At 69.8% G+C, this 25,510-nt stretch carries 19 protein-coding genes and 1 pseudogene; 3 read left to right on the forward strand and 17 right to left on the reverse strand.

All coding sequences use genetic code 11. The annotated features are described in order from the left end of the window. Positions 1-381: 381 nt before the first annotated feature. Positions 382-2,019: a phosphoglucomutase (alpha-D-glucose-1,6-bisphosphate-dependent) gene (gene pgm, locus ACFPZL_RS01820; protein ID WP_218115342.1), complete on the reverse strand. Its 1,638-nt coding sequence runs from the start codon at positions 2,017-2,019 to the stop codon at positions 382-384. A 204-nt stretch (positions 2,020-2,223) separates the two neighbouring features. Here pgm and ACFPZL_RS01825 point away from each other — a divergent pair, with 204 nt between their 5' ends. Continuing rightward, positions 2,224-3,018: an HAD-IIA family hydrolase gene (locus tag ACFPZL_RS01825; protein WP_218115344.1), complete on the forward strand. Its 795-nt coding sequence runs from the start codon at positions 2,224-2,226 to the stop codon at positions 3,016-3,018. Between the two features lie 65 nt (positions 3,019-3,083). Further along, positions 3,084-3,944, forward strand: coding sequence for a Sir2 family NAD-dependent protein deacetylase (locus ACFPZL_RS01830; protein WP_218115346.1), 861 nt, complete (start codon positions 3,084-3,086; stop codon positions 3,942-3,944). Positions 3,945-3,963: 19 nt separating this feature from the next. Here ACFPZL_RS01830 and ACFPZL_RS01835 read toward each other — a convergent pair whose 3' ends face one another. The 5 genes from ACFPZL_RS01835 to ACFPZL_RS01855 all read right to left on the reverse strand — a co-directional run bounded on the left by ACFPZL_RS01835 (position 3,964) and on the right by ACFPZL_RS01855 (position 9,511). Continuing rightward, on the reverse strand, positions 3,964-4,740 hold the full coding sequence (locus ACFPZL_RS01835; protein WP_218115354.1) for a sulfite exporter TauE/SafE family protein: 777 nt from the start codon (positions 4,738-4,740) through the stop codon (positions 3,964-3,966). Between the two features lie 180 nt (positions 4,741-4,920). After that, a complete protein-coding gene (gene pyrE / locus ACFPZL_RS01840) occupies positions 4,921-5,475 on the reverse strand; it encodes an orotate phosphoribosyltransferase (RefSeq protein WP_218115356.1) in 555 nt (184 codons plus the stop codon). A gap of 110 nt (positions 5,476-5,585) precedes the next feature. Then, positions 5,586-7,112: a gamma-glutamyltransferase family protein gene (locus tag ACFPZL_RS01845; RefSeq protein ID WP_218115357.1), complete on the reverse strand. Its 1,527-nt coding sequence runs from the start codon at positions 7,110-7,112 to the stop codon at positions 5,586-5,588. Positions 7,113-7,229: 117 nt separating this feature from the next. After that, positions 7,230-8,576: an APC family permease gene (locus ACFPZL_RS01850; RefSeq protein WP_236022051.1), complete on the reverse strand. Its 1,347-nt coding sequence runs from the start codon at positions 8,574-8,576 to the stop codon at positions 7,230-7,232. A 53-nt stretch (positions 8,577-8,629) separates the two neighbouring features. Further along, entirely contained in the window at positions 8,630-9,511 is an 882-nt protein-coding gene (locus tag ACFPZL_RS01855) for a carbon-nitrogen hydrolase family protein (protein WP_218115358.1), read from the reverse strand. 107 nt (positions 9,512-9,618) lie between these two features. Between ACFPZL_RS01855 and ACFPZL_RS01860 the strand changes: the two genes are divergently transcribed. Continuing rightward, the gene (locus ACFPZL_RS01860) at positions 9,619-10,401 is read left to right on the forward strand and encodes a FadR/GntR family transcriptional regulator (RefSeq protein WP_218115359.1); all 783 of its coding nucleotides are present in this window, start codon (positions 9,619-9,621) and stop codon (positions 10,399-10,401) included. Positions 10,402-10,480: 79 nt separating this feature from the next. On the opposite strand, the gene ACFPZL_RS01865 is transcribed toward ACFPZL_RS01860, so the two are convergent. The 11 genes and pseudogenes from ACFPZL_RS01865 to ACFPZL_RS01915 form a co-directional block, all read right to left on the reverse strand. Further along, positions 10,481-10,834, reverse strand: coding sequence for a cupin domain-containing protein (locus ACFPZL_RS01865; RefSeq protein WP_218115360.1), 354 nt, complete (start codon positions 10,832-10,834; stop codon positions 10,481-10,483). A gap of 85 nt (positions 10,835-10,919) precedes the next feature. Further along, on the reverse strand, positions 10,920-14,327 hold the full coding sequence (locus tag ACFPZL_RS01870; RefSeq protein ID WP_218115362.1) for a pyruvate carboxylase: 3,408 nt from the start codon (positions 14,325-14,327) through the stop codon (positions 10,920-10,922). A 101-nt stretch (positions 14,328-14,428) separates the two neighbouring features. After that, positions 14,429-15,805 carry an NAD-dependent succinate-semialdehyde dehydrogenase gene (locus ACFPZL_RS01875; protein ID WP_218115364.1) on the reverse strand — a complete coding sequence of 459 codons (1,377 nt, stop codon included), beginning with the start codon at positions 15,803-15,805 and terminating at the stop codon, positions 14,429-14,431. Positions 15,806-15,996: 191 nt separating this feature from the next. Next, a complete protein-coding gene (locus ACFPZL_RS01880) occupies positions 15,997-17,139 on the reverse strand; it encodes an FAD-dependent oxidoreductase (protein ID WP_236022052.1) in 1,143 nt (380 codons plus the stop codon). Positions 17,140-17,198: 59 nt separating this feature from the next. Beyond that, on the reverse strand, positions 17,199-19,220 hold the full coding sequence (locus ACFPZL_RS01885; RefSeq protein WP_218115366.1) for an FAD/NAD(P)-binding protein: 2,022 nt from the start codon (positions 19,218-19,220) through the stop codon (positions 17,199-17,201). Positions 19,221-19,273: 53 nt separating this feature from the next. After that, a complete protein-coding gene (locus ACFPZL_RS01890; protein ID WP_218115367.1) occupies positions 19,274-20,290 on the reverse strand; it encodes a transporter substrate-binding domain-containing protein in 1,017 nt (338 codons plus the stop codon). Positions 20,291-20,358: 68 nt separating this feature from the next. Continuing rightward, on the reverse strand, positions 20,359-21,195 hold the full coding sequence (locus tag ACFPZL_RS01895) for an amino acid ABC transporter ATP-binding protein (protein WP_328798025.1): 837 nt from the start codon (positions 21,193-21,195) through the stop codon (positions 20,359-20,361). 9 nt (positions 21,196-21,204) lie between these two features. Further along, on the reverse strand, positions 21,205-22,215 hold the full coding sequence (locus ACFPZL_RS01900; RefSeq protein ID WP_236022054.1) for an amino acid ABC transporter permease: 1,011 nt from the start codon (positions 22,213-22,215) through the stop codon (positions 21,205-21,207). A gap of 258 nt (positions 22,216-22,473) precedes the next feature. Then, positions 22,474-22,917, reverse strand: a pseudogene (locus ACFPZL_RS01905) (GNAT family N-acetyltransferase); the annotation flags it as partial. Next, positions 22,914-24,320, reverse strand: coding sequence for an NtaA/DmoA family FMN-dependent monooxygenase (locus ACFPZL_RS01910; protein WP_218115371.1), 1,407 nt, complete (start codon positions 24,318-24,320; stop codon positions 22,914-22,916). The pseudogene ACFPZL_RS01905 and the gene ACFPZL_RS01910, both read right to left, overlap by 4 nt. Further along, positions 24,317-25,510: LLM class flavin-dependent oxidoreductase (locus ACFPZL_RS01915; protein WP_382334619.1), on the reverse strand; the 1,194-nt coding region annotated here is incomplete at its 5' end. The genes ACFPZL_RS01915 and ACFPZL_RS01910, both read right to left, overlap by 4 nt.

The raw sequence follows: 25,510 nt of genomic DNA on the forward strand, positions 1-25,510 counted from the left end.
CCCCTCCGCGTCGCCGCCCGGCTGCCGCCGGCCGCGTGGCCGCCGACCTCCGCGTTCCCGCCCTCCGCGCCCGACAGTTGCGGCTGATATCGCAGTTCTGGCTGACGAATCCGGCGGGGAACGTCAGCCAGAACTGCGGTATCAGCCCGAAGTGCGGAGGAAGGGGGCGGCAGGGAACACGAAGCCGGGGCCCGAATAGGGGCTCGCGACGCCGGGATCCCGACGCCGGGATCTCGAAGCCGGGATGCCTCAGCAGAGATCCCGAAACCGGGATTCCAAAAAACCGAGGCCCGAAACCGGGATTCCAAAAACCGAGGCCCGAAACCGGGATTCCAAAAACCGAGGCCCGAAGCAGATATCCCGACGACCCTTCGCGGAGGGTCAGGCCAGGGCGCGTTCGACCAGTGCGCGGGCGGCGGCCTGCACCTGGACGAGGTGATCCTCGCCGCGGAACGACTCGGCGTAGATCTTCATCACGTCCTCCGTGCCGCTGGGGCGGGCCGCGAACCAGGCGTGCTCGGTCTGCACCTTGAGCCCGCCGATGGCTGCACCGTTGCCGGGCGCGTCGGTCAGCACCGCGGTGATGGGGTCGCCGGCGAGTCCGGTATCGGTCACGGCGTCGGCATCGAGCGCTGCGAGCCGGGCCTTCTGCTCGGCCGTCGCCGGCGCGTCGATGCGCGCGTAGGCAGGGTCGCCGAATCGCTCGACGAGCCCGCGATACCGCTCCGACGGCGACTGCCCGGTGACGGCGCGGATCTCGGCGGCCAGCAGGGCGAGCAGGATCCCGTCCTTGTCGGTGCTCCAAGCGGACCCGTCGAAGCGCTGGAACGAGGCGCCCGCGCTCTCCTCGCCGCCGAAGACGACGCTGCCCTCCGAGAGCCCGGGCACGAACCACTTGAACCCGACCGGCACCTCGAGCAGCGTGCGCCCGTGCGCGGCGACGACGCGGTCGATCATCGCCGAGGAGACCAGCGTCTTGCCGATGCCCGCAGCGGCCGGCCAGTCGGGGCGGTGCGTCAGCAGGTAGTCGATCGCGACTGCGAGGAAGTGATTCGGGTTCATCAGCCCGGCGTCGCGGGTCACGATCCCGTGGCGATCCGCATCGGCATCGTTCCCGGTCACGATGTCGAAGTCGTCGCGGTAGGCGGCCACCGTGCTCATCACCTGGGCGGAGCTCGGATCCATCCGGATCCTGCCGTCCCAGTCCAGGTGCATGAACGCCCAGCGCGGGTCCACGCCCGGGCCGAGCACCGAGAGATCGAGCTCGTACCGGTCGCGGATCGCGGCCCAGTAGGCGGTGCTGGCGCCGCCGAGCGGATGGGCGCCGATCCGGACTCCGGCGTCGCGGATCGCGGCCAGGTCGATCACGTCGTCGAGGCCCTCCACGTACTCTCCGAGGAAGTCGTAGCTGCCGGGCGGCACCGTCGCCGGGCCGCCGCGCGGGATCTCGACCCCCGCGGCCAGCAGCTCGTTGGCGCGATCGGCGATCCGCTTCGTGGCATCGGTGTCGGCCGGGCCGCCGTGGGGCGGGTTGTACTTGAAGCCGCCGTCGCGGGGCGGATTGTGGCTCGGCGTCACGACGATGCCGTCGGCGCGGCCGGGGTCGTCGGCGGCACGATCGCGGTTGTGGGTCAGGATCGCGTGGCTCAGCGCGGGGGTCGGCACGAAGGTCTCGTCGCCGGATCCCGCGGCGAGCAGGACGTGCACGCCTGCCGCGGAGAGCACCTCGGTTGCCGCACGCGCCGCAGGGGCGGAGAGCGCGTGTGTGTCCGCTCCCAGGAAGAGCGGGCCGGCGATCCCCTCGGCGGCGCGGTACTCGGCGATCGCGAGACTGATCGCGGCGATGTGGGCGGCGTTGAACGAGCCGCTCAGGGAACTGCCCCGATGCCCCGACGTGCCGAACACGACGCGCTGCGCCGGATCCGCGGGATCCGGGACGACCTCGTCGAAGGCCCGGAGCAGTTCGTCGAGATCGATGAGATCCTGCTCGCCTGCAAGCATTCCCGCGCGCTCATGCATGGCTCCAGTCTGCCACCTGCCGCGCGGCGGGGCACGTATGCCGGAACAAACCGGGACGGCGGGGCGGGCGACGCGGCGGGGCCCGACGGGGCGGGATGGGCACGGTGCGTGGACACGGCGGGGCAGGCACGACAGCGCGATGATGCTCCGACCACGGCCGTGTGCGGAAACCTCCCGTTCACGCGTTCGTCCTAGGCTTGCAGCATGAGCGACACCCAGGCGCACCCCAGGCGCAGCGAGATCGAGTGCTGGCTGACCGACATGGACGGGGTCCTCGTGCACGAGAACCGCGCGATCCCCGGGGCTGCCGAACTGCTCCAGCACTGGCGCGACAGCGAGACGCCCTACCTCGTGCTGACCAACAACTCGATCTTCACGGCACGCGACCTGAGTGCACGCCTCACCGCCTCCGGCATCGAGGTTCCCGAGGATCGGATCTGGACCAGTGCGCTCGCCACAGCCGCGTTCCTGAAGCAGCAGCAGCCCGAGGGCTCGGCGTTCGTCATCGGCGAGGCCGGGATCCTCACCGCCATGCACGACGCCGGCTACGTCATGACGGAGACCGATCCCGATTTCGTCGTCGTCGGCGAGACCCGCAACTACTCGTTCGAGGCGATCACCAAGGCGATCCGGCTCATCGGCCGGGGCGCCCGCTTCATCTCCACCAACCCCGACGCCACCGGCCCGAGCGCCGAGGGTCCCCTGCCGGCCACCGGGGCCATCAACGCGCTCATCACCAAGGCGACGGGCAAGCTGCCCTACATCGTCGGCAAGCCGAACCCGATGATGTTCCGCTCGGCGCTCAACCGGATCGGCGCGCACTCCCACAACACCGGCATGATCGGCGACCGCATGGACACCGACATCGTCGCCGGCATGGAGGCGGGTCTGCACACGGTGCTCGTCATGACCGGCATCGCGGATCGCGCGGAGATCGAGCGCTTCCCGTTCCGGCCGGACGAGGTCCTGAACTCGGTCGCCGACCTGCTCGAGGCGTAGCACCTGGAGCGAACGCGCGCACGGTACCTTGGGGACTATGCAGACCGCTGACCCGAGGAGCGCCCATGCAGGCCGGCAGTGAGCCCTTCGGAACCTCCAGCACCGCCGACGCGCTCGATCCCCTGACCAGCCTGTTCGGTGCCGGCCCGGCCACGATCCTCACCGGCGCCGGCATCAGCACCGACTCCGGCATCCCCGATTACCGGGGCGCCGGCAGCCCGCCGCGGACACCGATGCGCATCGATCAGTTCCTCGACGACGAGCGCTACCGGCAACGGTTCTGGGCGGGAGCCCGCGTCGGCGCGCTCCATAGGCAGGGGATCGAGCCGAATGCCGGGCACCGGGCCGTCGCCGCACTCGAGGCGGCGGGCCTCCTGAACGGGGTCATCACGCAGAACGTGGACGGCTTGCATCGGCGGGCCGGATCCCGCACCGTCGTGGAACTGCACGGCAGCGGCGCCACAGTCCGCTGTCTGCCCGCCGGCCACCGTTGGCAGCGCGCCGAAGTGCTCGCCTGGTTCGACGTCGCGAATCCGGGCTTCGTGGAACGGAGCGCCGACGCCGAGATCACCTCCGACGGCGACGCCGACGTGGCGGACACCGCGGGAACGGTCGTGCCGGTCTGCCCCGCGTGCGGCGGCATGCTACGACCCGATGTGGTCTACTTCGGCGAACACGTGGACCCGCAGGTCTTCGCCGCGGCCGGGGACCTCATCGAGCACGCTCACGGGCTCGTCGTCGCCGGATCCTCCCTCGCCGTGAACACCGGGGTACGGCTCGTGCACCGGGCGGAACGGCGCGGGATCCCGGTCGCCGTCATCAATCGGGGGCCGACGTCGATCGACGGTCGCGGCTCCGTCCGCGTCCGGATCGACGGCGGGACGAGCGAGACTCTCAGCGCGCTCGCGGAACGCCTCGGCGTCTGACGCGGTGGTCGGACCGGGGTCAGGACCTTCCCGGCCGCAACTTCCGCACGGCCATCTGGACCAGGATCAGCACCAAATACGCCGAGAACGCCAGGTTCCCCCAGAACGGATCGATCCACGCCGCGAACAGCGACCCGAACGGCACGCACACGCATGCCGCGAGCCCAACCAGCACCGCCGCACGCGCATCCACGTTCCGCCGCCGAAGATTCCCCAACGTCCCCGAGATCGACCCCGGGATCATCATCACCAGGGACGACCCCTTCGCGATCAGGTCGCTCGACCCGAAGAAGAACATCAGCACCGGCACCACCACGATCCCACCGCCCACACCCAGCAGCCCCGACAGGATCCCCGTCACGAACCCGGTCACCACCAGCAGCGCCCCGGTGAGCAGCGTCACCTCGATCCGGTCGCTGCGCGCCGGCACCACGAACCACAGGCTCACGATCACCACCGCGAGGAACCCCATGAACCCCCACTGCAGCACCCCCACCGGCAGCCGCACCAGGAGATGACTGCCGAGCTGCGCGCCCGCGATGATGCCGACCGCGAGACAGATCGCCGCGATCCAGTCGACGTGCCCCTGCACCGCATACGAGATCGCGCCCACGACCGCTGTCGGCAGGATCGCCGCGACCGAGGTGCCTGCGGCCAGCCGCTGGTTCATCCCCAGCCACAGCACCAACGCCGGCACGATGATCGTGCCGCCCCCGATCCCGAACAGACCCGAGAGCAGACCCGCGGCCGCACCGATGAACAGCAACGGGACGAAATGCGGGCGCGCGGGGCTCATGGGTTCCTTTCGGGACGGTTCATCTTGCAAGCAGGCCGGGTACTGCCCGGCATACTCGACACCGGCGGGGCCCCGTCGAAGCTTCTCGCAGCGAAGTGAGACCACCGGGTCGACGGTGGGACGAACGAGACGCTCGACGCACTGGCCGATCGGCTCGACGCCTGGCGCGCAACGCGAACCCTACTGCGGGTCGAGCCCCAGATCCGACAGCCCGATCGCGTAGCGGTAGTCGTAGCCCGCCGCCTCGATGCGCTCCTTGGCCGGCGCCTGACGGTCGACCACGACGGCGACGCCCGCGACCTCGGCGCCGACCTTCTCGAGGGCCGCGATCGCCGCGAGCGGCGATCCCCCGGTCGTCGAGGTGTCCTCGACCACGATCACGCGCTTGCCGGCGAGATCCGGCCCTTCCACCTGCCGACCGCGGCCATGATCCTTCGGTTCCTTCCGCACCACGAAGGCGTCATAGACCTTGCCTCGGGCCACGCCCTGATGCAGGATCGCCGACGCGATCGGGTCGGCGCCCATCGTGAGGCCTCCGACCGCCACGACGCCGTCGACGTCGTCGATGAGGTCGAGCATGACCTGGCCGATCAGCGGAGCCGCACGATGGTCGAGGCTGAGCTTCCGCAGGTCGATGTAGTACGTCGCCTTCTTGCCGCTCGTAAGCGTGAAGTCGCCGTGGAACACGGCCTCGGTCGTGATGAGTTCGATGAGCTGTTCGCGAGCGCTGGGCATGGATGCGAGTCTACTTGCCCCCGTCGGTCCTCGGCTTCCGCCCGATCGTCCGCACCAGGATCGCCGCCGCGAGGGACCCCACGCCTCTGCGGCGCCCCCACCCGCGGCGGTCAGACGACGATGGCCGAGCCGTCGGAGCGCGGATCGCTCGCTGCGGCGTAGCCCTCGGGATCGACGCGGATGAGGTTCGAGTGCCCGAGACTCTCGGTGTACCGGGGAACGACTTCGAGGGGGAACCCGGCGGCACCGAGGGCGTCCACGACCTGCTGCGGCACGTCCTCCTCGATCATCACCGTCGCCGGAGCCCCGCCGCGCGACTCCCGCACGATCCAGCGCGGCGCATGGGTCGCCTCGGTCGGATCCGCTCCGGCGAGGCATCGGAGCAGCAGCTGCGCATGGATCTGGGGCTGAGCCGACCCGCCCATGGTCGCGGGCACGAACACGGGCTCGTCGCCGCGCAGCACGAGCACCGGCATCAGGGTGTGCTTGGGCCGCTTGCCCGGAGCGAACGCGTTCGGCGAGTCCGGATCGAGCGAGAAGGCGGTGCCCCGGTTCTGGAAGATGATGCCGGTCTCGGGCTCGAGGATGTGCGCGCCGAAGCCCCAGTAGACGGAGTTGATGAGCGAGACCGCCCAGCCGTCGGAGCTGACGGCCGACAGTCCGACGGTGTCGCCGCTGGCGGTCCGCGCACCGCCTACGCGGCCATCCGGGGCCGGCATCGCGACGAGCTCGGCCCCGCTCGCGCCGCCGAAGCGCGGGTCTGCCAGCTCGGCCGCCCGCACCAGGTTCGCTTCGTGGAATGCCTGAGCGAGGTCGTCCGCCCCCGCTCCGAGAGGGTCGTCGATGCCGGCGCTGACGGCCTCGAGTGCGCGCAGCAGCATGAAGCCCGAGGTGTTCGGCGGTCCGGTCAGGACGCGGAGACCCGCGAATCGGCCTTCGAGCGGCTCCGTCCAGTACGCCTGGAACTCGTCCGAGTCCCGCTTCGTGATCTTGGAGCCGAGCTTCTGCAGCCCGGCGATCCAGAGGTCCGCGGTGAGGCCCGTGTAGAACTCGGCCGAGCCGCCGGCCGCCAGCCGCCGGAGCGTCTGCGCGAGCGCAGGCTGGGCGAGCGTCTCCCCCTCCCCGCGGGGCTCGCCGTTCGGATAGAACACGGCGGCGGCCCCGGGATCCTGCGCCAGCGAGTCGCGATCCTCGATCAACGCCGCAGCGACCGAGCGCGCGGTCGGATGCCCCTCGGCGTGACGGATCGCGGCGGCGAAATGCTCGGCCCAGGCCAGTTTCGCGCCGTACTCGTGGAGCGAGTTCCACCCGCAGACGCCCCCCGGCACGGTCACCGTGTCGATGCCGCGCGACGGCAGCTCGGCGCCGTGGCGTTCGCGGAGCGCGTCGAGCGACTGCTCGCCCGGGGCCGCACCCGTCGCGTTCAGGAACCGGATCTCGCCCTCGGGGCTGCGCACCAGGGCGACCAGATCGCCGCCGAGCGCCACGTTATTGGGGTAGACGACGCAGAGCGTCGCCGCCGCAGCGAGTGCCGCGTCGATGGCGTTGCCACCGGCACGCAGCGCATCGGCTCCCGCCTCGGTCGCGAGGTGGTGGGACGTCGATATCGCTCCGCGCGGACCCGTGTGGTCGGTCATTCCGTTCCCGCCCTCTCCCTGCTCTGCCTCTCGCCAATCTACCGCGACGGGTGACCGAGGGTGTCACGCGGGCCGGCGCCCGGGCGGCATGCGGCCGAGCCCGGGGCCGGCTCCGACTCACTCCGCGTCGTCGACGGCGAGCTCGGGCGGCTGCGCGCGGAACCCGCGCGTGGTGATCGCGAGCACGATCACGCCGAGCGCGATCCAGATCGAGCCGAGGGTGATGGCGTGGATGTCGAGCTGGGTCAGCAGGTATGCGATGACCACGACGCCGATGATCGGCGCCGCCAGGTAGAGCAGCGCGCTGTGACGGCGACCGTCGCGGCGCTCCTTCGCCCAGTAGACGACGACCGAGACGTTGACCATGATGAACGCCACGAACGCGCCGAAGTTGATGAACGAGGTCGAGGTCGCGACGTCCATGAAGATGGCGATCAGGCCGACCACCGCGATCGCGAGGATGCTCAGTACGGGAGTGTGGAACCGCCCGCTGAGCGCTCCGAAGATCCGCTTGGGCAGCACGCCGTCGCGGCCCATCGCGTAGAGCAGTCGACTCCCCGAAGCCTGCGCCGCAAGCCCAGACGTGAACTGCGCGATGACCAGCGCCGCGAGGAACACGGCGCCGAAGACGTTGCCGCCGATCCTCGTGGCGATCTCGAACGCCGCAGTGTCGGAGTTCTCGAAGACCCCTCCCGGGTGGACGAGCTGCGTGACATAGGCGACCACCACGAAGATGCCGCCGCCGATCAGGGCGACGAGCATGATGGCGCGGGGGACGTTGCGCCGCGGCTCCACCGTCTCCTCGGTCAGGGTCGTCACCGCGTCGAACCCGAGGAACGAATAGGCGGCGATCGCGGCTCCCCCGGCGATCCCGGCGAACCCGGCATCGATGCCCACGAACGGCGAGGCGCTGACGAGCCCGCCGGCACCGTCCGTGCTCACGACGGAGCCGATCGATAGGGCGACGAAAAAGGCGATCACCAGGATCTGGAAGGTCATCAGTACGAGGTTGGTGCGATCCGCGACCTTGATCCCGACGATGTTCAGCACGCTGGTGATCAGGATGAAGCCGAGGATCCAGACGGGCATCGGCACGCCCGGGAACTGCGCCTGCAGATAGGATCCGCCGATCAGCCAGATCACCATGGGGAGGAAGAGGTAGTCGAGCATGATCGCCCAGCCGACGAGGAATCCGACACGGCCGTCGATCGTGCGTCGCACGTAGGTGTAGGCCGAGCCCGCGACCGGGAACGCCCGCGCCATGCGACCGTAGCTGTTGGCCGTGAAGAGCATCGCGATGAGCGCGACGAGGTAGGCGCTCGCGCTGGCGCCGCCCGTCTCCGACGCGATGACGCCGAAGATGCCGAGCACGATCAACGGCGTGAGATAGGCGAGCCCGAAGAGCACGAGCGACGGCAGTTTCAGCGTTCGCGTGAGCGTCGGGGTTGTGGAGGTGATGGACACGGGTGACTCCTCTGTCTGGGTGGGTGTGTCGGATGGGTGGGACGCGCCGTGGTTCACGGGCGGAGATCGCGCGGCGCCCAGGTCATCGGGTCGATCCGGCCGGCGTAGAGCGGCAGCGGGATAGGATTGTCGTCCTCGCGGAACTGCGCCCACATCCGGTTGCTGCCCATCGTGCCGCGTTCGCGCAGTTCGGCGACCCGCGCGGGATCGAAGTCGAAGACCAGGGTCTGCTCGCCGACACCGGCCTCGGCGATCGTGAAGCCCTCGGCATCGACGACGATGCTGCGGCCGCGTCCGACGGGTGCGGCGCAGTTCACGCTCGCGACGACGTTCTGGTTGACGATGGCGTTGGCGCGGGCGAGCACGAGCTCCTGCTCGCGGTCCGGCGTCGTCGTCTTCACGACGTTGAGCACGAGGTCGGCGCCCAGCCAGGCCAGCTGCCTGGCGTGCTCGGGGAACCAGGCGTCGTAGCAGATCGAGAGCCCGGCGACCCCGCGGCCGTCGAGATCCTGCACCGCGAACTCGGTCCCGGGCCGGTGCGGCTCGAACGGTCGCCAGGGGAACATCTTCCGGTAGGCCTCGCGCAGTGCGCCGCTCGGGTCGAAGAGCAGCTGGGTGTTGAAGAACTCGCCCTGCGGCCCGCGCTCGCCGATGCTTCCGGGGCAGAGCCAGACACCGTGCTTCGCTGCGATCGACCCGAGCTCGGCGACGAACGAGCCGTCGAGCGGGACGGCTGCTCGCTCGAGCGCTGCGGCGCGCTCGTCGGTCGGGAGGTGCTCGGTCCCGCAGAGATGCAGCTCGGGGTAGACGAGCATGTCGACTCCGGGGTGCGCCTGCAGCGTGGACACGACATCCGCGGAGAATCCGTCGAGGGGGGCGTCTACCGGTTGCGGGGTGCGTTGCGCCAGCGCGATCGTGAGATTGCTCTCCGACATCTCGACTCCTTCGTTCGTCTCGGCTACCCCGAGTCGCGTCTTAAATTGATCACTTTGATCATGATCAATTTGATCACTATAAGCGGCCGCCGGGTAGACTGCAAGACATGGTCGCGAAGCAGGCTTCATCGACGGCCGAAGGCGTCGGAGGCTCGACGGGCCCGGATGCGAACGACGCGGACGGCGTGCTCTTCACGCCTCCGGGCTCCGCAGCGCTGACGCGTCTCTCCGCGGTTGAGACGGTACGGGCTCGCATCCTGCTCTCCATCGAGCACGGCCTGCTCGCACCGGGCAGCCGCCTCCCGCGTCTCGAACTCATCGCCACAGGACTCGAGGTGAGCAGCATCACCGCGCGCCGAGGCCTCGAGAGCCTCATGGACGACGGCGTGCTCGTCAGGCGTCCGGGCCGCGGTGGCGGCACCTTCGTCGCGGAGACGCCCCCCGAACTGCACGACTCGTCCGTCTCGGCCTACCGTGCCGACGAGCAGGCCATCCGCAATCTCATCGATCAACGAGTGCTCATGGAGAGCGCGATCGCGCACCAGGCCGCCCTGGTCGCCACACCCGAGCAGTGCGACAGGCTGGACGAGCTGATCGAGCAATCGCAGCAGGCGGCGAACTGGCTGGAGCATCACGTGCCCGACAGCCGATTCCATCACCTCTGCGCAGAGATCAGCGGACTATCGGAAGCACCCGCCTACCTCGTCGTCTACGAGGCACTGCTCAAGTACTTCGTCCCCTACCCGATGGAGCAGCTCGAAGAGGGTCGCGACGAGCACCGGGCGCTCGTGACCGCCTTCCGCACCCGAGATCCTGCAGCCGCCGTGGCCATCACCCGCGCGCATGTCGGCTCGCTGCGCCGGGAGATGTTCCTCGCGCTCCCGCGCTGACGCGCAGATCGCGCTGCGGGATCGCAGGCACGGGCACGGATCGGTGGATCGTAGCCCGACGGGCGGCCGAATCGGCGGCTCAGAAGATCACGTAGAACTTGGTGAGGGTCTCCGTGATCTCCCACGTGCCCTTCCAGCCCTGCGGGAAAGCGACGGAGGTGCCGGGACCGAAGGTCTGGGCCTCCTCGCCCTCGCGCTGCACCGTGAGCGATCCCTCGATGACGTAGATGACCTCGTTGTTGTCGCTGAAGTCCCAGTACGATGTCCCGGGCGCGCAACGCCAGTATCCGGTGAATACGCCGCGCTCCACGTTCTCGTGGAACTCGTCGACCCAGGTGTCCGTCGGTCCGGTCGACGAGACGCCGAGGGGGGCTTCGAGCGGCTTGGCGGGCGAGTCGGCGAAGGCGCCGTCGATCTTCAGGAAGTCGGTCATAGGCACGATCCTAGTCCTTCTCCGTCGGATCTCGCCGCCTGTTTCCGCAAGCCGCCCGCCCGCCTGTTCCTGCCGGATCGCGCGCCTACTCCGCGGCGCGGATCACGAGGATCAGGTCCCCGGCATCCACCGGACGAGTCCCGCCGAACACGACGCGCTCGACCACTCCGGCGATCGGTGCGGTGATCGCCGCCTCCATCTTCATCGCCTCGATCATCGCGACCGGCTGGCCCGCCTCGACCGTGTCGCCCGCCACGGCCTTCACCGTCACGGTGCCCGAGAACGGTGCGGCCACGTGACCGGGCATCGTGCGGTCGGCCTTCTCCGCCACCGGCGCCGACACGGCGACCGAGTCGTCCTTCACGAAGACCTGGCGCAGCTGCCCGTTCACGCGCACCATCACGGTGCGGACGCCCTTGTCGTCTGCCTCGCCGATCGCCTCCAGGCCGACGTAGAGCCTGATCCCGCGGGCGAGATCGATCGCGTGCTCGTCGGCGACGCTCAAGCCGTACAGATAGTCGGCGGTATCGAGCACGGAGAGATCCCCGAACTGCTCCCGCGCCGCCTCGAACTGGCGGGTCGGCGCCGGGAACAGGAGCCGGTTCAGCGTGTTCCGCCGCTCCTGGCTCGTCCCCGAGAGCAGCGCCTGATCCGCATCCGACACCGGCGCGATCTCGACGCTCACGTCGCGGCCGGCGAGCACCCGCGACCGGAACGGCTCCGGCCAGCCGCCCGGGATCTCCCCCAGTTCGCCCGCGAGGAATCCGACCACCGAGTCCGGCACGTCGTAGCGCTCGGGATTCGCCTCGAAATCATTCGGGTCCGCATCGACCGCGGCCAGGTGCAGTGCCAGATCCCCGACGACCTTCGAGGAGGGCGTCACCTTCGGGATGCGGCCGAGGATCCGGTCCGCCGCCGCGTACATGTCCTCGATCTTCTCGAAGTTCTCGCTCAGTCCGAGCGCGATGGCCTGCTGCCTGAGGTTCGAGAGCTGCCCGCCGGGGATCTCGTGCGTGTACACGCGCCCCGTCGGCGACGGCAGCCCGGACTCGAACGGCCGGTACATCGTGCGGACCGCATCCCAGTACGGCTCGAGCGCGAACACGGCGTCGGGATCGAGACCCGTGTCGCGATCGGTGTCGGCGAGCGACGCGACCAGCGCCGAGAGCGACGGTTGGCTGGTGGTGCCCGACATCGGGGCGGAAGCCGCGTCCACGGCATCGACGCCGGCAGCCGACGCCGCGAGCAGCGTCGCGAGCTGACCGCCGGGCGTGTCATGCGTATGCAGGTGCACGGGCAGCTCGAAGCGCTCCCGCAGCGCGGTCACGAGCTTCGCGGCCGCCGCGGGGCGCAGCAGCCCCGCCATGTCCTTGATCGCGAGCACATGCGCGCCGGCGTCGACGATGGACTCCGCGAGTCGCAGGTAGTAGTCGAGGGTGAACTTGTCCTCGGCGGGCGAGAGCAGGTTCCCCGTGTAGCACAGCGCCACCTCGGCGACCGCGGTACCGGTCTCCCGCACCGCATCGATCGCGACCCGCATCTGGTTCACGTCGTTGAGCGCATCGAAGATGCGGAACACGTCCACCCCGGTCGCCGCGGCCTCCTCGACGAACGCCTGCGCCACCTGCGCCGGGTACGGCGTGTACCCGACGGTGTTCTGCCCGCGGAGCAGCATCTGGATCGGCACGTTCGGCAGCGCTTCGCGCAGGGCCGCGAGGCGCTCCCACGGATCCTCGCCCAGGAAGCGCAGCGCGACGTCGTACGACGCCCCACCCCAGGCCTCGACCGACCACAGCTCCGGCGTCATCCGCGCGACATGCGGCGCGACGGCGAGGAGGTCCTTCGTGCGCACCCGGGTCGCCAGGAGGCTCTGGTGCGCGTCCCGGAACGTCGTCTCGGTCACGGCCAGCGCGGTCTGCGCGCGCAGCGCGGCGGCGTAGCCCTCGGGGCCGAGCTCCTGCAGCCGCTGCCGGCCCGCTGCCGGGGCGGGCGCTGTGAGATCCAGCGCGGGCAGCTTCGAGGCCGGATCCGCGACCTGCGGACGCGGCCCGTTCGGCTGGTTCACCGTGACGTTCGCCACGTGCTGCAGTAGGCGCGTGGCGCGATCCTTCGGCTTGTTCATCTGCAGCAGCTCGGGCCGCTCCTCGATGAACTGGGTCGAGACGTCGCCGGCCTGGAAATCGGGATCGGCGAGCACCGCCTGCAGGAACGGGATGTTCGTGGCGACGCCGCGGATGCGGAACTCGGCGAGCGCGCGCCGTGCGCGCACCACGGCATCCGCGAAGGTGCGGCCGCGACATGTGAGCTTCGCGAGCATCGAGTCGAAGTGGGGGCTGATCTGAGCGCCGGCGTTGATGGTGCCGCCGTCGAGGCGCACCCCGCCGCCGCCCGGCGAGCGATAGGCCGTGATGCGGCCGAGATCGGGCCGGAAGCCGTTCGCCGGATCCTCCGTCGTGATCCGGCACTGCAGCGCGGCTCCGCGCAGCTGGATCCGGTCCTGGGTGAGCTCCAGCTCCTCCAGCGTCTCGCCGGCCGCGATCCGCATCTGGGCCCGCACCAGATCCACGTCGGTGACCTCCTCGGTCACCGTGTGCTCCACCTGGATGCGGGGGTTCATCTCGATGAACACGTGCTCGCCGGCCCGCACGCCCTCGGTGTCGAGCAGGAACTCGACCGTGCCCGCGTTCTCGTAGCCGATCGACTTCGCGAACGCGATCGCGTCGCGGGTGAGCTGGTCGCGCTTGGCCTGCGAGAGGTTCGGGGCCGGCGCGATCTCCACGACCTTCTGATGCCGGCGCTGCACCGAGCAGTCGCGCTCGAACAGGTGCACCGCCTCGCCCGTCTTGTCGGCGAGCACCTGCACCTCGATGTGCCGGGGCCGCAGTACGGCCTGTTCGATGAACATCGTGGGGTCGCCGAACGCGGAGTCCGCTTCGCGCATCGCCGACTCGAGCGCATCGCGCAGATCCTCCTCGCGCTCCACTCGCCGCATGCCGCGCCCGCCGCCGCCCGCGACGGCCTTCGCGAACACCGGGAAGCCGATCTCGCGCGCGCCCGCGATCAGGGCGTCCACGTCGGTCGACGGCGGGGTGGAGGCCAGCACCGGCACCCCCGCAGCGATCGCATGCTCCTTCGCGGCGACCTTGTTGCCCGCCATCTCGAGCGCCGTGCGGCCCGGGCCGATGAACCGGATCCCCGCCGCCTCCGCGGCCGCCGCGAGTTCCGGGTTCTCCGAGAGGAATCCGTAGCCGGGGTAGATCGCATCCGCACCCGACTCGACGGCCACGCGCACGATCTCCGCGACATCGAGATAGGCGCGCACCGGATGCCCGACCGTCCCGATCAGGTACGCTTCGTCGGCCTTGAGCCGGTGCAGCGAATTGCGGTCCTCGTAGGGGAACACCGCCACCGTCCGCGCACCGAGTTCGTTCGCCGCACGAAACGCACGGATCGCGATCTCACCACGATTGGCGACCAGAATCTTCTCGAACATCGTTGTGCTGGTCCTCTCTCAAGGGGGTGGAGTGCGGAGCGACAGCTCCAGCATGCCGCGAACGGGGTGCCGTTCGCGGCATGCTGACAGCGGACTGCCGACTACTTCGAGACGAAGTAGAGGCGCTTGTTGGCGAACTCGCCGATGCCGACGGGCCCCATCTCGCGGCCGAAGCCGGAGCGCTTCACCCCGCCGAACGGGATCTCGGCGGCCTCCGCGGCGATGATGTTGACGTGCGACATGCCGACCTCGAGCTTCGAGGCGACCGCCGCCGCGCGCGCCTCGTCGGTCGAGAACACCGAGCCGCCGAGACCGAGTGCGCAGTCGTTGGCGAGCTCGAGCGCCTCCGCGTCGGAGTGCACCTTGTAGACGGTGGCGACCGGGCCGAAGATCTCCTCGCGGTACGACTCCGAGTCGCGCGGCACGTCGACGAGAACCGCCGGCGAGTAGTGCGCGCCGGGGCCTTCGGACAGCACGCCGCCGGCGAGCAGGCGTGCACCCTCCGATACGGCCTTCCGCACCTGCGCGTCGACGGTCTCAGCCGCGGCGCGCGTCGAGAGCGGCACATATTCGCCCTCGCCGAGGTTCAGCTGGTCGCCCGGCTTCAGGCCGTCGGCGAGCTGCACCAGCGCATCGACGAACTCGTCGTAGATGTCGGCCATCACGATCAGTCGCTTGTTCGAGTTGCAGACCTGGCCCCCGTTGTAGGTGCGGAAGTCCCAGGCCGTCTTCGCGACCTCGGCCACGTCATCGGCGTCGAGCACGACCATCGGGTCGATGCCGCCGAGCTCGAGCACGCACTTCTTGAGGTGCGTGCCGGCCTGGGCGCCGATGATCGCGCCGGCCCGCTCGGACCCGGTCAGCGAGACGCCCTGCACGCGCGGGTCCGCGATGATGGTCGCGATCTGATCATGCGAGGTGAAGAGCGCCTGGTAGCCGCCGACCGGCACGCCGGCCTGCTCCATGATCTCCTGGATCACGAGGTTCGACTTGGCGCAGATGTCCGCATGCTTCAGCAGGATCGTGTTGCCGAGCACGAGGTTCGGCGCGGCGAAGCGGGCCACCTGGTAGTAGGGGAAGTTCCAGGGCATCACGCCGAGCAGCACGCCGATCGGCAGATGCTCGACGACGGCCTTGCCCGGGATCGTGGACGGGATCTCGTAGTCGGTGATGAGGCCCGGGCCGTAGACCGCGTAGTACTCGATGATGTCGGTCGCGAAATCGACCTCGTCGAGGCTCTCGGCGATCGACTTGCCCATCTCGAGCGCGATGATCTCGGCGAGCTCCTCGCGGCGCTCCGCGAAGATCTCGGCGACGCGCTTCACCACGGCGGCGCGATCCTGCACGCTCCGCTCGCGCCACTCCCGGTAGACGCCCTCGGCGGCGGCGAGCTGCTGCTCGACCTGCTCGTCGGTGGCTGATTCGAAGGTCTCGACAATCTCCCCCGTCGCGGGGTTCTGAACTCGATACTTCGCCATGGTCTATCTGTTCCTGTCTGTACTCCCGTACGTCGTCGGCGCGGAAGATCCGCGCCGATGCCCTCTATGTTCGCATCTGTCGCTGGGCGAGTGCGAGCGCGGGAACAGAATCGTACGGGCCGGAGGCAGGCGTCGGCATGGTTCGATCGCCCGGTTCGAGGACTCCTCCCGGTGCAGCACGGCCGAGCCTTTCAGCGCGCATGCGCGGCGAGGCGGAAGCGCTCCGGAGGGGCGCCGACGCCCAGACTGGCGTCGGCGAGCACCCGCCCGATGGCGGGCACGAACTTGAATCCGTGCCCGGAGAATCCAGCGGCCACGGTCACCGCCCCCACGCGATCGAGCACGAAGTCGCCCGAGGGCGTGCTCGTGTAGGTGCAGCTGATCTCCTCCGCACTCTCGGGGTCGAGGCCCGGGAACCATTCCGCGACGTAGTCGCGCAGCTGCCGACGCTTCTCCTCCGTCGCGCGAAACGGGCGATGGTCCGGATCGACGGTCTCGCCGACCGCGTGGAAGCCCACCTTCACTCCCTCACCCTGCGTGAACATGCCGTAGACGTGGCCGCCGCGGGCGACGAGCTCCTCGTCGCGAGCGAGGTGGTTGAAGGACGGCCAGGCGATGCCCGGATCCCGGGGTCGGAAGTGAGCCGGGTGCTCCTCCGTGACCACCAGCTCGGGCAGCGGGGCGAGGCCCTCGAGGAGGGGCGAACTCCAGGCGCCGGCCGCTACGACGACACCACCGGCCGAAGCGACGACCGGGACGCCCTCGCTCGTCTCGGCGGTCACGCGCACGAGGCCCGGAGAGGCAGGATCGATCCCCGTCACCCGGTGCCCGTGGAGCAATCGAGCGCCGCCGGCAGTCGACACGTCGCGCAGCGCGGCGAGCGCCTCCGCCGCGAGCACGGCACCTGCGTCCGGGCTGAACAGGACGTCGTCGTCGAAGCGCATCCCGGGCCAGCGCCGGTGCGCCTCCTCGGGGGTGAGCATCTGGACCTGCGCCTTGCGCCGGTGCAGGGCCGCGAACGCGACTTCCACCTCCTCCGATGGACCGTGGGTGACCAACCCCCGCAGATCGAGGAGGGTGCGGCCGGATTCCTCTTCCAGGTGCCGCCAGAGCGCGCGGGCCTCATCGAAGAGGTCGAGATAGTCCGGCTCGGCATAGGCGTTGTTGAAGTTTCGCGTCGCGCCGTGGGATGCCCCACGTCGATGCGACGGCCCGAAGCGCTCGAACAGGATCACCGATGCGCCGCGCGACGCGAGCGCAGCGGCCGCGGCGAGTCCCATCGCACCACCGCCCACGACGATGCGGTCGGCGCTCAGTTCGATCGTGCGGCTCATGCGATCAGATGCTCCATTCGGGGCTGGTAGGGCGGGCGGGGGGTCACCAAGGATACCGCTCAACGGATCGCGAGCTGCGGCTCCACCGCCCGCTGCAGGGATGCCGAGCGGGCAGCAGCGGCGAGGATGGCGCGCGCGCAGCGGTCGTGAAGCCGGAACGACAGCGAGTCGATCCCGGGCCGGGTGAACGCGCCGGCGCCCGGGATGGACGTGAAGGGGCCCAACGCGAACTGCCTGGGGTCGCCCGGGAGCACCCCACCCGACTCGATCACGATCTGCCCCGTGCTGCCGTCGTGCTCCGCGTCCGCGATCCGCACCTCCTCCGCGATTCCGTCGGCGACGAGTCCGCGCAGCAGCGGGTTGTCGCTGCGAACGGCCTGCGCCTCGGGCAGCCAGGCGTCGATGAGGACGGTGGAGTCGATCCGGGAGCGCGTGCGGCCCCCAGGAGTCTCGGCAGAACCGGAGGCGACGAAGCGCCCGTGCGCCTCGTCGAGCCGCAGCTCGACGTCGCCTCCGAGGAACCGGACGATGCCGGCGTCGGCGAGTGCGACCAGCTCCTCCAGGCGTTCGCCGGGAGGCCCGCTGGCGAGATAGCTGAAGAAGGTGTGCCACCGCCCGGGCAGGACCCGGGTACGGGTGCGGGCGTTCCACTTCTCGGCAGGAATCTCGGCGATCGATATGAAGGAGAACAGCATGGTGAGGAAGAGCGCCTGTGCAGCGCTGTTCTCGGTGCGGGTGCGTTGGCGGAGGTCGCGCTCGATGTGGGCGATCACGCGTCGGTGCACGGCGCCGGCGCCCTCTCTGCCGGAAGGGACCCGGGTCGCGGGAGCAGCGTCTGTGGCGGCCGCGCTCGATGCCGCGCTCGAAGCCACGGCCGCGGCATCGACTCCGGCGAAATCCAGAGGGCGGTCGAACTCCGCGATCTCGAAGCGATCCTCGGGCTCGGGCACGTGGTCCGCGATCAGCCGGGTGAGTGCGTCGGACTCGAAGCCGCCATCGGCGGCGAGGATGCCGCGCAGGGCGGCGGCGAAGCCCGGCCAGTCGCCGAGCACCCGGTCGGGGTGGCCGGTGAACAGTTCGCGGTAGTAGCCGAGGAGCAGTTCGGCGGCCACCAGGGGCCAGATATCGCGTTCGAAGTCGAGCGGCTCGTCGCGGGCGGCGATCCGCTCGCGGAAGTCGTCGCCCAAGAGTTCGAGCTGCACGGGGTCGCCGATCGGGCTGCTCGTGACCTTGGAACGGTAGGGCACGCCGCGGCGCGAGCCGAAGTGCAGCACCGGCTCGCGCCCGCTCGGCAGGTATCGCAGCGCGCCGTCGGCGTCGCGTTCGAAGCGGCCGCCCCGGCCTTCGGCGAGCAGCACGGCCAGGTCGACCGCGGCGAGACCCATCCCGCGCACGACCACGTCCTCGCCCGCAGGCACCCAGTCGAGATCGATGTCCGCGGTGAAGGCGGGGGCGACGTAGTCGAGCCCGTGCTGCTCCGCGAACTCGCCTATCCGGATCGCCTCGGCCGAGGGCTGCGAACCGTTGTGGCCGAGCGCGTGCAGCACGAGATCCGCGGTCAGCACCTCGCCCGAACGAAGTCGTACGACGCGAGTCGCCTCATCCGGTGCCTCCACCGAGGTCGCGAAGCCCTGCTGCCAGGCGACGCTCACGCGATCGGAGGCGCGTTGCAGCACCTCCTCGTAGGCCCAGCTGAGGTAGGCGTTGTTCAGCCGTCGGGTCGGGAAGCCGCGGTCGGTGATCGTCCCGATCTCTCGCTCCAGCGCGGCATCGGCCCACGCAGGGCCGGGAAGCGCCCCCTCGCGCACCAGGCGCACCCAGTCCGCGAGCGACGGTCCCGGCTCGATCGGCCCCTCGATCGTGCACGAGTCGTCGGTGAAGAACGCGGCGTCCTCGAGCATCGTGTTGAGCTTCAGCAGCGGGGACTGCTCCCTGCGCCAGATCCGTCCGCCGCCCGGCGGGAACGGATCCACGAGTCGGATATCCAGGCGCAGCTCGGGATGATCTCGACGATGTGAGGCGAGCAGGCGCTCGAGCACCATCGCCGAGGCTGGCCCGGCGCCGATGAACAGGATGCGCACGGCTGCTTCCTCCGCCGATGCGGCGGAGGAAGCGGCCGACGGTCCGATATCGATCACGGCCGGGGCAGTCCGGGCGGGTTCACGAGCGACTCGGGCACGGCTTCGTCCTGCAGCGCCCAGCGATCGAGCACGTCCTGGTACTCGCCGCTCTCGATGATGTGGTTCAGCACGATCGACACCGCTTCGATCAGGCCGTTGCCCTTGGCCGTGGCGACGCCGATCTGCGCATTCTCGGGGAAGCCTCCGTTGAGGGTGCCGACGATCTTCGATTCACCGTTCACAGCGGCGGTGTAGGCGTTGGTGGAGTTGGGCTGGAAGATCGCGTCGACGCGACCGGAGGCGAGGGCGAGGGCGGCTGCCGCGGTGTCCTCGTAGTAGACGGCCTCACCGGGCTCGAGGCCGTTCTTCTCGTTCTCCTCGAACCAGCCCAGCAGGATCTTCTCCTGGTTCGTGCCGCTGCCGACGACGACGGTCAAGCCCGAAACGTCTGCGGCCTCAGAGATAGAGTCGATCTCGCTGTCGGCCTTCACCGCGAAGGAGAGGACGTCGTCCCGGTAGGTGGCGAAGTCGAAGAGATCCTTCCGCTCCTCGGTGACGGTGACGTTCGAGATCACGACATCGTACTTGCCCGATTCGACGCCGAGGGGCCAGTCCGCCCAGGCCACGTTCTGCGCACTGTACTCGAGACCGAGGCCGTCGGCGACGAGCTGAGAGATGTCGGGGTCCCCGCCGAGCAGCGTCTGGTTATCGTCCTCCGCCAGGAAGCTGATGGGGGGAACGAACGCACCGTTGGCGACGGTGAGCTTCCCTGCGTCGACGGGCGAGAAGCCGCTCGCCTCGAGCGCGGCGACCGCCTCCGGGATCGGGTCGATCCTCGGTCGGCTCTCCGCGTTCGCGGAGGTGAGGTCGAAGGGCGATGCGGTTGCAGCGTCCGGCGTCGTGGGGGCCGTATCGTCGGCCACCGACGTCGAACTGCACGCGACGAGACCGGAGAGGGCGAGGATCGCGGTGGTCGCTGCCGCGGCACGGCTCAGGCGGCCGGTTCTTCGGTTCGGGGTCGTGATGGTCATGAGATTCCTATTCGTGGATGAGTGAGCGGATGGTGGATGGATGGATGGTGGATGGATGGGGTCGCGAGTCAGATGACCCAGTCGAGGAACTCCTGGGTCCTCGCCTGCTCGGGTGCGCGCAGCACCTGCTCCGGCGAACCCTGCTCGACGACGCGGCCCGCGTCGAGGAAGACGACGTGGTCGGCGACTTCCGAGGCGAAGCCGATCTCGTGTGTGACGATGATCAGGGTCGTACCGCTGTGGGCGAGGTCCCTGATCACGCTCAGCACCTCGCCGACCAGTTCCGGGTCGAGCGCACTCGTCGGCTCGTCGAAGAGCAGAACGGCAGGATCGAGTGCGAGCGCCCGGGCGATCGCGACGCGTTGCTGCTGCCCGCCGGAGAGCTGGCGCGGGTAGTGCTCGGCATGGTCCGCGAGGCCGACTCTCTCCAACAGTTCGCGCGCCCGCGCCGTCGCCTCGGCCCGGCTCGCGCGCTTCAGGCCGACCGGCGCCTCGATGATGTTCTCGAGCGCGGTGAGGTGCGGGAAGAGGTTGAAGTTCTGGAACACCATGCCGACGCGGGTGCGCCGCGTCAGCACCTCCTTCTCGGGCAGCTCGTACAGGCGGTCGCCGCGCTGCTCGTAGCCGATGAACTCGCCATCGATGGTGATCTCGCCGCGGTCGATCGTCTCGAGATGGTTGATCGCCCTCAGCAGGGTCGACTTGCCGGATCCCGACGGGCCGAGCAGGGCGACGACCTGTCCGGGCTCCACCGTGAGCGTGATGCCGTGCAGCACCTCTCGGGGGCCGTACGACTTGTGGACGCCGGCGATCTCGACCAGCCCGGTTCCGGGTCGGGACCCGAGGTCGTGCTCGGGGGTGTCTGCTGCTGCCGCCTCGGCAGCGGTGGCGGTGCCTGTGGTCATGTCGGTCTCCTAGTGCTGACTCGATGTGATCGCCGCGACCGAGGCCGGCGGGATCTGCGGATCGGAGCCGTTCGCACGGCCGAGAATGCCGGCGCGGATCGCGCGCCTCGCGCGTTGCAGCGGCGTCGGAGGCAGCTCGCGGGCCGAGCCGCGAGCGAAATGCCGTTCGATGTAGTACTGCAGCACGCTGAGCACCGAGGTGAACAGGGCGTACCACACCGTCGCGACGAGGAGCAGCGGGACGACCTGCGCGTTGCGGTTGTAGATCACCTGCACCGTGTAGAAGAGCTCGGGCAGCGCGAGGATGAACACGACCGAGGTGCCCTTCAGCAGGCCGATCACCTCGTTGAAGGCATTGGGCAGGATCGCTCGCGCGGCCTGCGGCAGAGTGATGCGGAAGAAGCGGCGCGAGCGGGGAATGCCGAGCGCCTTCGCAGCCTCGATCTGCCCCTGGTCGACCGAGAGGAGTCCGCCGCGGATGATCTCCGCGGAGTAGGCGGCCTGGTGCAGCGAGAGGCCGAGCACGGCCGCGGCCGATGCCGAGATGAGGTGCACGGTGTTGAACTCCACCAGCCAGAAGTCGTAGCTGAACGGCCAGCCGATGCCGAGGGTCGGGAACAGATAGCCGAGGTTGTACCAGAGCACCAGCTGCACGATCAGCGGCACGGAACGGAAGAACCAGATGAATCCCCAGGCGAAGGAGTTCAGCAACGGGGAGCCCGAGAGTCGCGCGAGCGCGAGCAGGGCTCCGAGCGCGAAGCCGATGACAGTGGAGACGGCCGTCAGCCAGAGCGTCAGCCAGAGGCCCCGAAGCACGGCCTCGTTGAAGAAGTACTCCGCGAAGACCGGCCAGCGCCACTGCGGATTGGTGAAGAACGTCCACACGAGCTGGGCGAGGAAGAACACCGCGATCGCACTGAGAGTCCAGCGCGTCCAGTGCTTCAGCGGCACGACTTTTCGCGCTGCCGGCGCCGCGCGATCAACCTTCTTAGGGGTGGGGACTACTGCGGCGGGATTCACCGCCACGTCGACGGTGGCGGGCCTCGCCGGCACCTCGGCGGTGGCGGGCTGCACCGGCACGTCGACAGTGGCGGGTGTCACCGGCACATCGGCTGCACCGGCCGCCTCGGGTGGGACGACGCGGCGAGCGGACCGCTCGGGCACGCGGGCGCGGACGCGACGCGGCAGCGATTCGGTCTCGGCCAGCGACTTCTCGAACGGGTGCACTCCGATCGCCGAAGCCGGTTGCGTCACGTCGAAGAGCGGGGTGTAGCCGTGCCCTCGATACAGGGAGACGGCCTCGGGCTGGCGCGGGCCCGTGGTGAGGAAGATCCGCTCGTAGCCGAGTCGCTTCGCCTCGAGCTCGAGCTCGGTGAGCACCACGCGGGCGAGGCCCCGCCCGCGCCGATCGGTGCGAGTCCAGATCCGCTTGAACTCGGCAGTGCGCTCGTCCAGGCGGAAGAAGGCGCCGCCGGAGACCGGTTCGCCGTCCTCGAGCAGCAGGAGGAATGCCCCCTCGGGCTCGGCGAACGCCGCCTCCGGATACCGGTTGATCTCGTCCGTCGCAGATTCCCCGAACACCTCGAACCCGTAACGGCAATCGTATTCCCGCACCAGATCCTGCAAGAGGGGTTGCGCCAGCGGGTCGCTCGAGCGGACGTATGCAAAGGTGTAGGCCGCGGCTTGCGATTCCTCTCGCAGCGGCTCGGTGATGGTGCTCATACGAGCGCTCCTTCCTCTTCCAGGCGATGCTGAGCGTGACGGGGCGGTTTCGGGAGCCCGAGCGTGGCCCGGAGCGTGGTGGTTCCGCTGCTCGGGTCCACGGGGTATTCGGTGCGGAACACGCCGCGCTCCTGCAGCAGCGGCACGACCCGGTCCACGAATTCGTCGAGCCCGCCTGGTGTCAGGTGGGGCACGAGGACGAAGCCGTCCGAGGCGCGGCCCTGCACGTACCGGTCGATCTCGCTCGCGACGTGCTGCGGGGTACCGACGAAGGTGTGCTCGGCCGTCTCGGCGACGACGAGTTCGCGCAGCGTCAGGCGCTCCGCCTCGGCGCGCTCCCGCAGCTCGCGCGCTCGGATGATGCGATCGGCGACCTGGGTGCTCACCTGCCCCTGCCGCTGCTCGCCGTCGCCGGGGTCCTCGTCGGGAAGGCGGCCGTCGGGGTCGAGCCCGGGAATGGGTCGACCCCAGATCGCTTCGATCCATGCCACCGCGGTCTGCGGGCTGATCTGCTGGAAGGCGACCTCGCGGGCCCGTTCCCGGGCTTCGGCTGCGGTGTCTCCGAGCACGAAGGTCGCGCCGGGCAGGATCAGCAGGGAGTCCTCCGCCCGACCGGCTGCGGCGAGTCGGGCCTTGACGTCCCGGTAGAACTCTCGCCCCTCGTCGAAGCCGGTATGCCGGGAGAAGATCACTTCGGCGTTCGCGGCCGCGAAGTCGCGACCATCGGGCGAATCCCCCGCCTGCACGATCACGGGGTAGCCTTGGGGGCTGCGCGGCACCGTGCTGGTCGCGGTGATGTCGAACTGCGGACCGCGATGGACCACACTGCGCACGAGCGCGGGGTCGAGGTAGCGCCCGCTCGCACGGTCGGCGAGCACCGCATCCGGGTCCCACGAGTCCCACAGCTCCTTGGCCAGGCCCACGAACTCCTCCGCCCGGACGTACCGGTCCTCGTAGGGCAGATAGCCGCCGCGACGGAAGTTGGCGCCGTGGAAGGCGTCCGACGAGGTCACGACGTTCCAGCCGACTCTGCCGTCCGAGAGGTGGTCGATGCTTGCCAACTGCCGGGCGAGCTCGTAGGGCTCGTTGAAGGTGGCGGAGAGCGTCCCGACGACGCCGAGGTGCCGGGTCACGGCCGCGATCGCGGTGATGATGGCGAGCGTGGCCGGGCGGCCGGCGACGTCGAGGTCGTGGAACCGCCCGCCGTGCTCGCGGACCCGGAGCCCCTCGGCGAGGAAGAGGTAGTCGAAGAGTCCGCGCTCGGCCGTCTGCGCGAAGTGGCGGAACGAGGCGAAGTCGATCTGGCTCCCCGACGCGGGATCGCTCCAGACGGTGGTGCTGTTCACACCTGGGAAATGTGCAACCAGGTGCACCTCCCGGGCGGCATTCGTGGCCGTGCTCATGCGACGCGCTCCTCTCGTGCTCGGGTGTAGCGGTTGATCGCGGGCGGGAGCCCGAAGCGGTCGCGCAGCCGAACCCCGATCCCGTCCCCGGCCGGAAGCTCGGGGATCCGCGCGCGGATCGACGGCAGCAGATCCGAAGAGATCCGCTCGAGGTCGTCGGGCAGCGCGAGGGGGCGCAGCCGCACGCCCTCGACGCCGGCCTCGTGCCAGCCCGCAATGAGGTCCGCGAGCTCCTCTGCGCTCCCGGCGACGATCCGGGCGTCCCCGGAGGAGGGGGTCTCCAGCAGATCGTCGAGTCGTCGCAGTCGCGCGGAGCCGGGCTCCGTAGCGGTATCGAGGCCCACGACGAGATCCGCCACTATGCGCAGCGGGGCGAGGCCGGTCGCGGCACGATCCTCGACGGCCTCTGCGGCTCGCACCTCGGCCATCAGCTGCGCCGCGTTCTTCCCCCGCGAGGCACCGGTCCCGGGGGCGTCGTTCTCGGGAGTGATGAACACCACGTCGGCGGTGCGGGCGGCGAGCGCGAAGATGTGCGCCGAGTGGGCGAGGAGCGTTATCGGGAGCTGCCCCTGCGGGCTGCCCGGGACGATCGACGGGCCGATCACCGAGAGGCGCTCGCTCGCGAAATCGATGTGATGGAGCCGGTCTCGGTCGAGGAAACGGCCGTTCGCGACATCGCGGATGATCGCGTCGCTCTCCCAGCTGTCCCAGAGACGGCGCGCGACTTCCGCTGCATCGGCTGCGTCGTCGATCAGCCCGTCGAGACCGGCATCGGGTCGACCCGCGAGGACGGCGTCGAGGTCGATCTCCGGGGCGGATCTGCGGCCGAAGGCCGCCGCCTCGGCCGAGCCGGCGGAGAAGCGGAGCTGCCAGCCCGCGCGGCCGAGGCTGATGTGGTCGAGGGTCTGCAGTGCGGTGGCGACATGAAACGGTTCCGTGTGGGTGGTCGTCACCGTGGGGATGAGCCCGATGCGGGTCGTGCGCGGTGCGACCCAGCTCGCGACGAGCAGCGCGTCGAGCCTCCCCTCCGCACGACCGGGATGCGGGCGCGGAGGCAGCTCCTGGCCGAAGGTACTGCTGGATCGCAGTTGCAGCGAGTCGTCGATGGTGACGTAGGGCGTGTCTGTTAATTGATTTGTGATGGGGGTGGGATCGTGGAACCATGTCGCGATTCCAGCTCCTCTCCGATG

Source organism: Leucobacter soli (genome assembly GCF_042659205.1).
Taxonomy (GTDB): Bacteria; Actinomycetota; Actinomycetes; order Actinomycetales; family Microbacteriaceae; genus Leucobacter; species Leucobacter soli.

Bases quoted from the DNA above. Each gene is read 5' to 3' on its own strand.
- ACFPZL_RS01830 (WP_218115346.1), top strand. From the start codon at position 3,084: ATGCAGGCCGGCAGTGAGCCCTTCGGAACCTCCAGCACCGCCGACGCG.
- ACFPZL_RS01895 (WP_328798025.1), bottom strand. From the start codon at position 21,195: ATGACCACAGGCACCGCCACCGCTGCCGAGGCGGCAGCAGCAGACACC.
- ACFPZL_RS01825 (WP_218115344.1), top strand. From the start codon at position 2,224: ATGAGCGACACCCAGGCGCACCCCAGGCGCAGCGAGATCGAGTGCTGG.
- ACFPZL_RS01860 (WP_218115359.1), top strand. From the start codon at position 9,619: ATGGTCGCGAAGCAGGCTTCATCGACGGCCGAAGGCGTCGGAGGCTCG.
- ACFPZL_RS01880 (WP_236022052.1), bottom strand. From the start codon at position 17,139: ATGAGCCGCACGATCGAACTGAGCGCCGACCGCATCGTCGTGGGCGGT.
- pgm (WP_218115342.1), bottom strand. From the start codon at position 2,019: ATGCATGAGCGCGCGGGAATGCTTGCAGGCGAGCAGGATCTCATCGAT.
- ACFPZL_RS01845 (WP_218115357.1), bottom strand. From the start codon at position 7,112: ATGACCGACCACACGGGTCCGCGCGGAGCGATATCGACGTCCCACCAC.
- ACFPZL_RS01870 (WP_218115362.1), bottom strand. From the start codon at position 14,327: ATGTTCGAGAAGATTCTGGTCGCCAATCGTGGTGAGATCGCGATCCGT.
- pyrE (WP_218115356.1), bottom strand. From the start codon at position 5,475: ATGCCCAGCGCTCGCGAACAGCTCATCGAACTCATCACGACCGAGGCC.
- ACFPZL_RS01865 (WP_218115360.1), bottom strand. From the start codon at position 10,834: ATGACCGACTTCCTGAAGATCGACGGCGCCTTCGCCGACTCGCCCGCC.
- ACFPZL_RS01890 (WP_218115367.1), bottom strand. From the start codon at position 20,290: ATGACCATCACGACCCCGAACCGAAGAACCGGCCGCCTGAGCCGTGCC.
- ACFPZL_RS01875 (WP_218115364.1), bottom strand. From the start codon at position 15,805: ATGGCGAAGTATCGAGTTCAGAACCCCGCGACGGGGGAGATTGTCGAG.
- ACFPZL_RS01835 (WP_218115354.1), bottom strand. From the start codon at position 4,740: ATGAGCCCCGCGCGCCCGCATTTCGTCCCGTTGCTGTTCATCGGTGCG.
- ACFPZL_RS01855 (WP_218115358.1), bottom strand. From the start codon at position 9,511: ATGTCGGAGAGCAATCTCACGATCGCGCTGGCGCAACGCACCCCGCAA.
- ACFPZL_RS01910 (WP_218115371.1), bottom strand. From the start codon at position 24,320: ATGAGCACGGCCACGAATGCCGCCCGGGAGGTGCACCTGGTTGCACAT.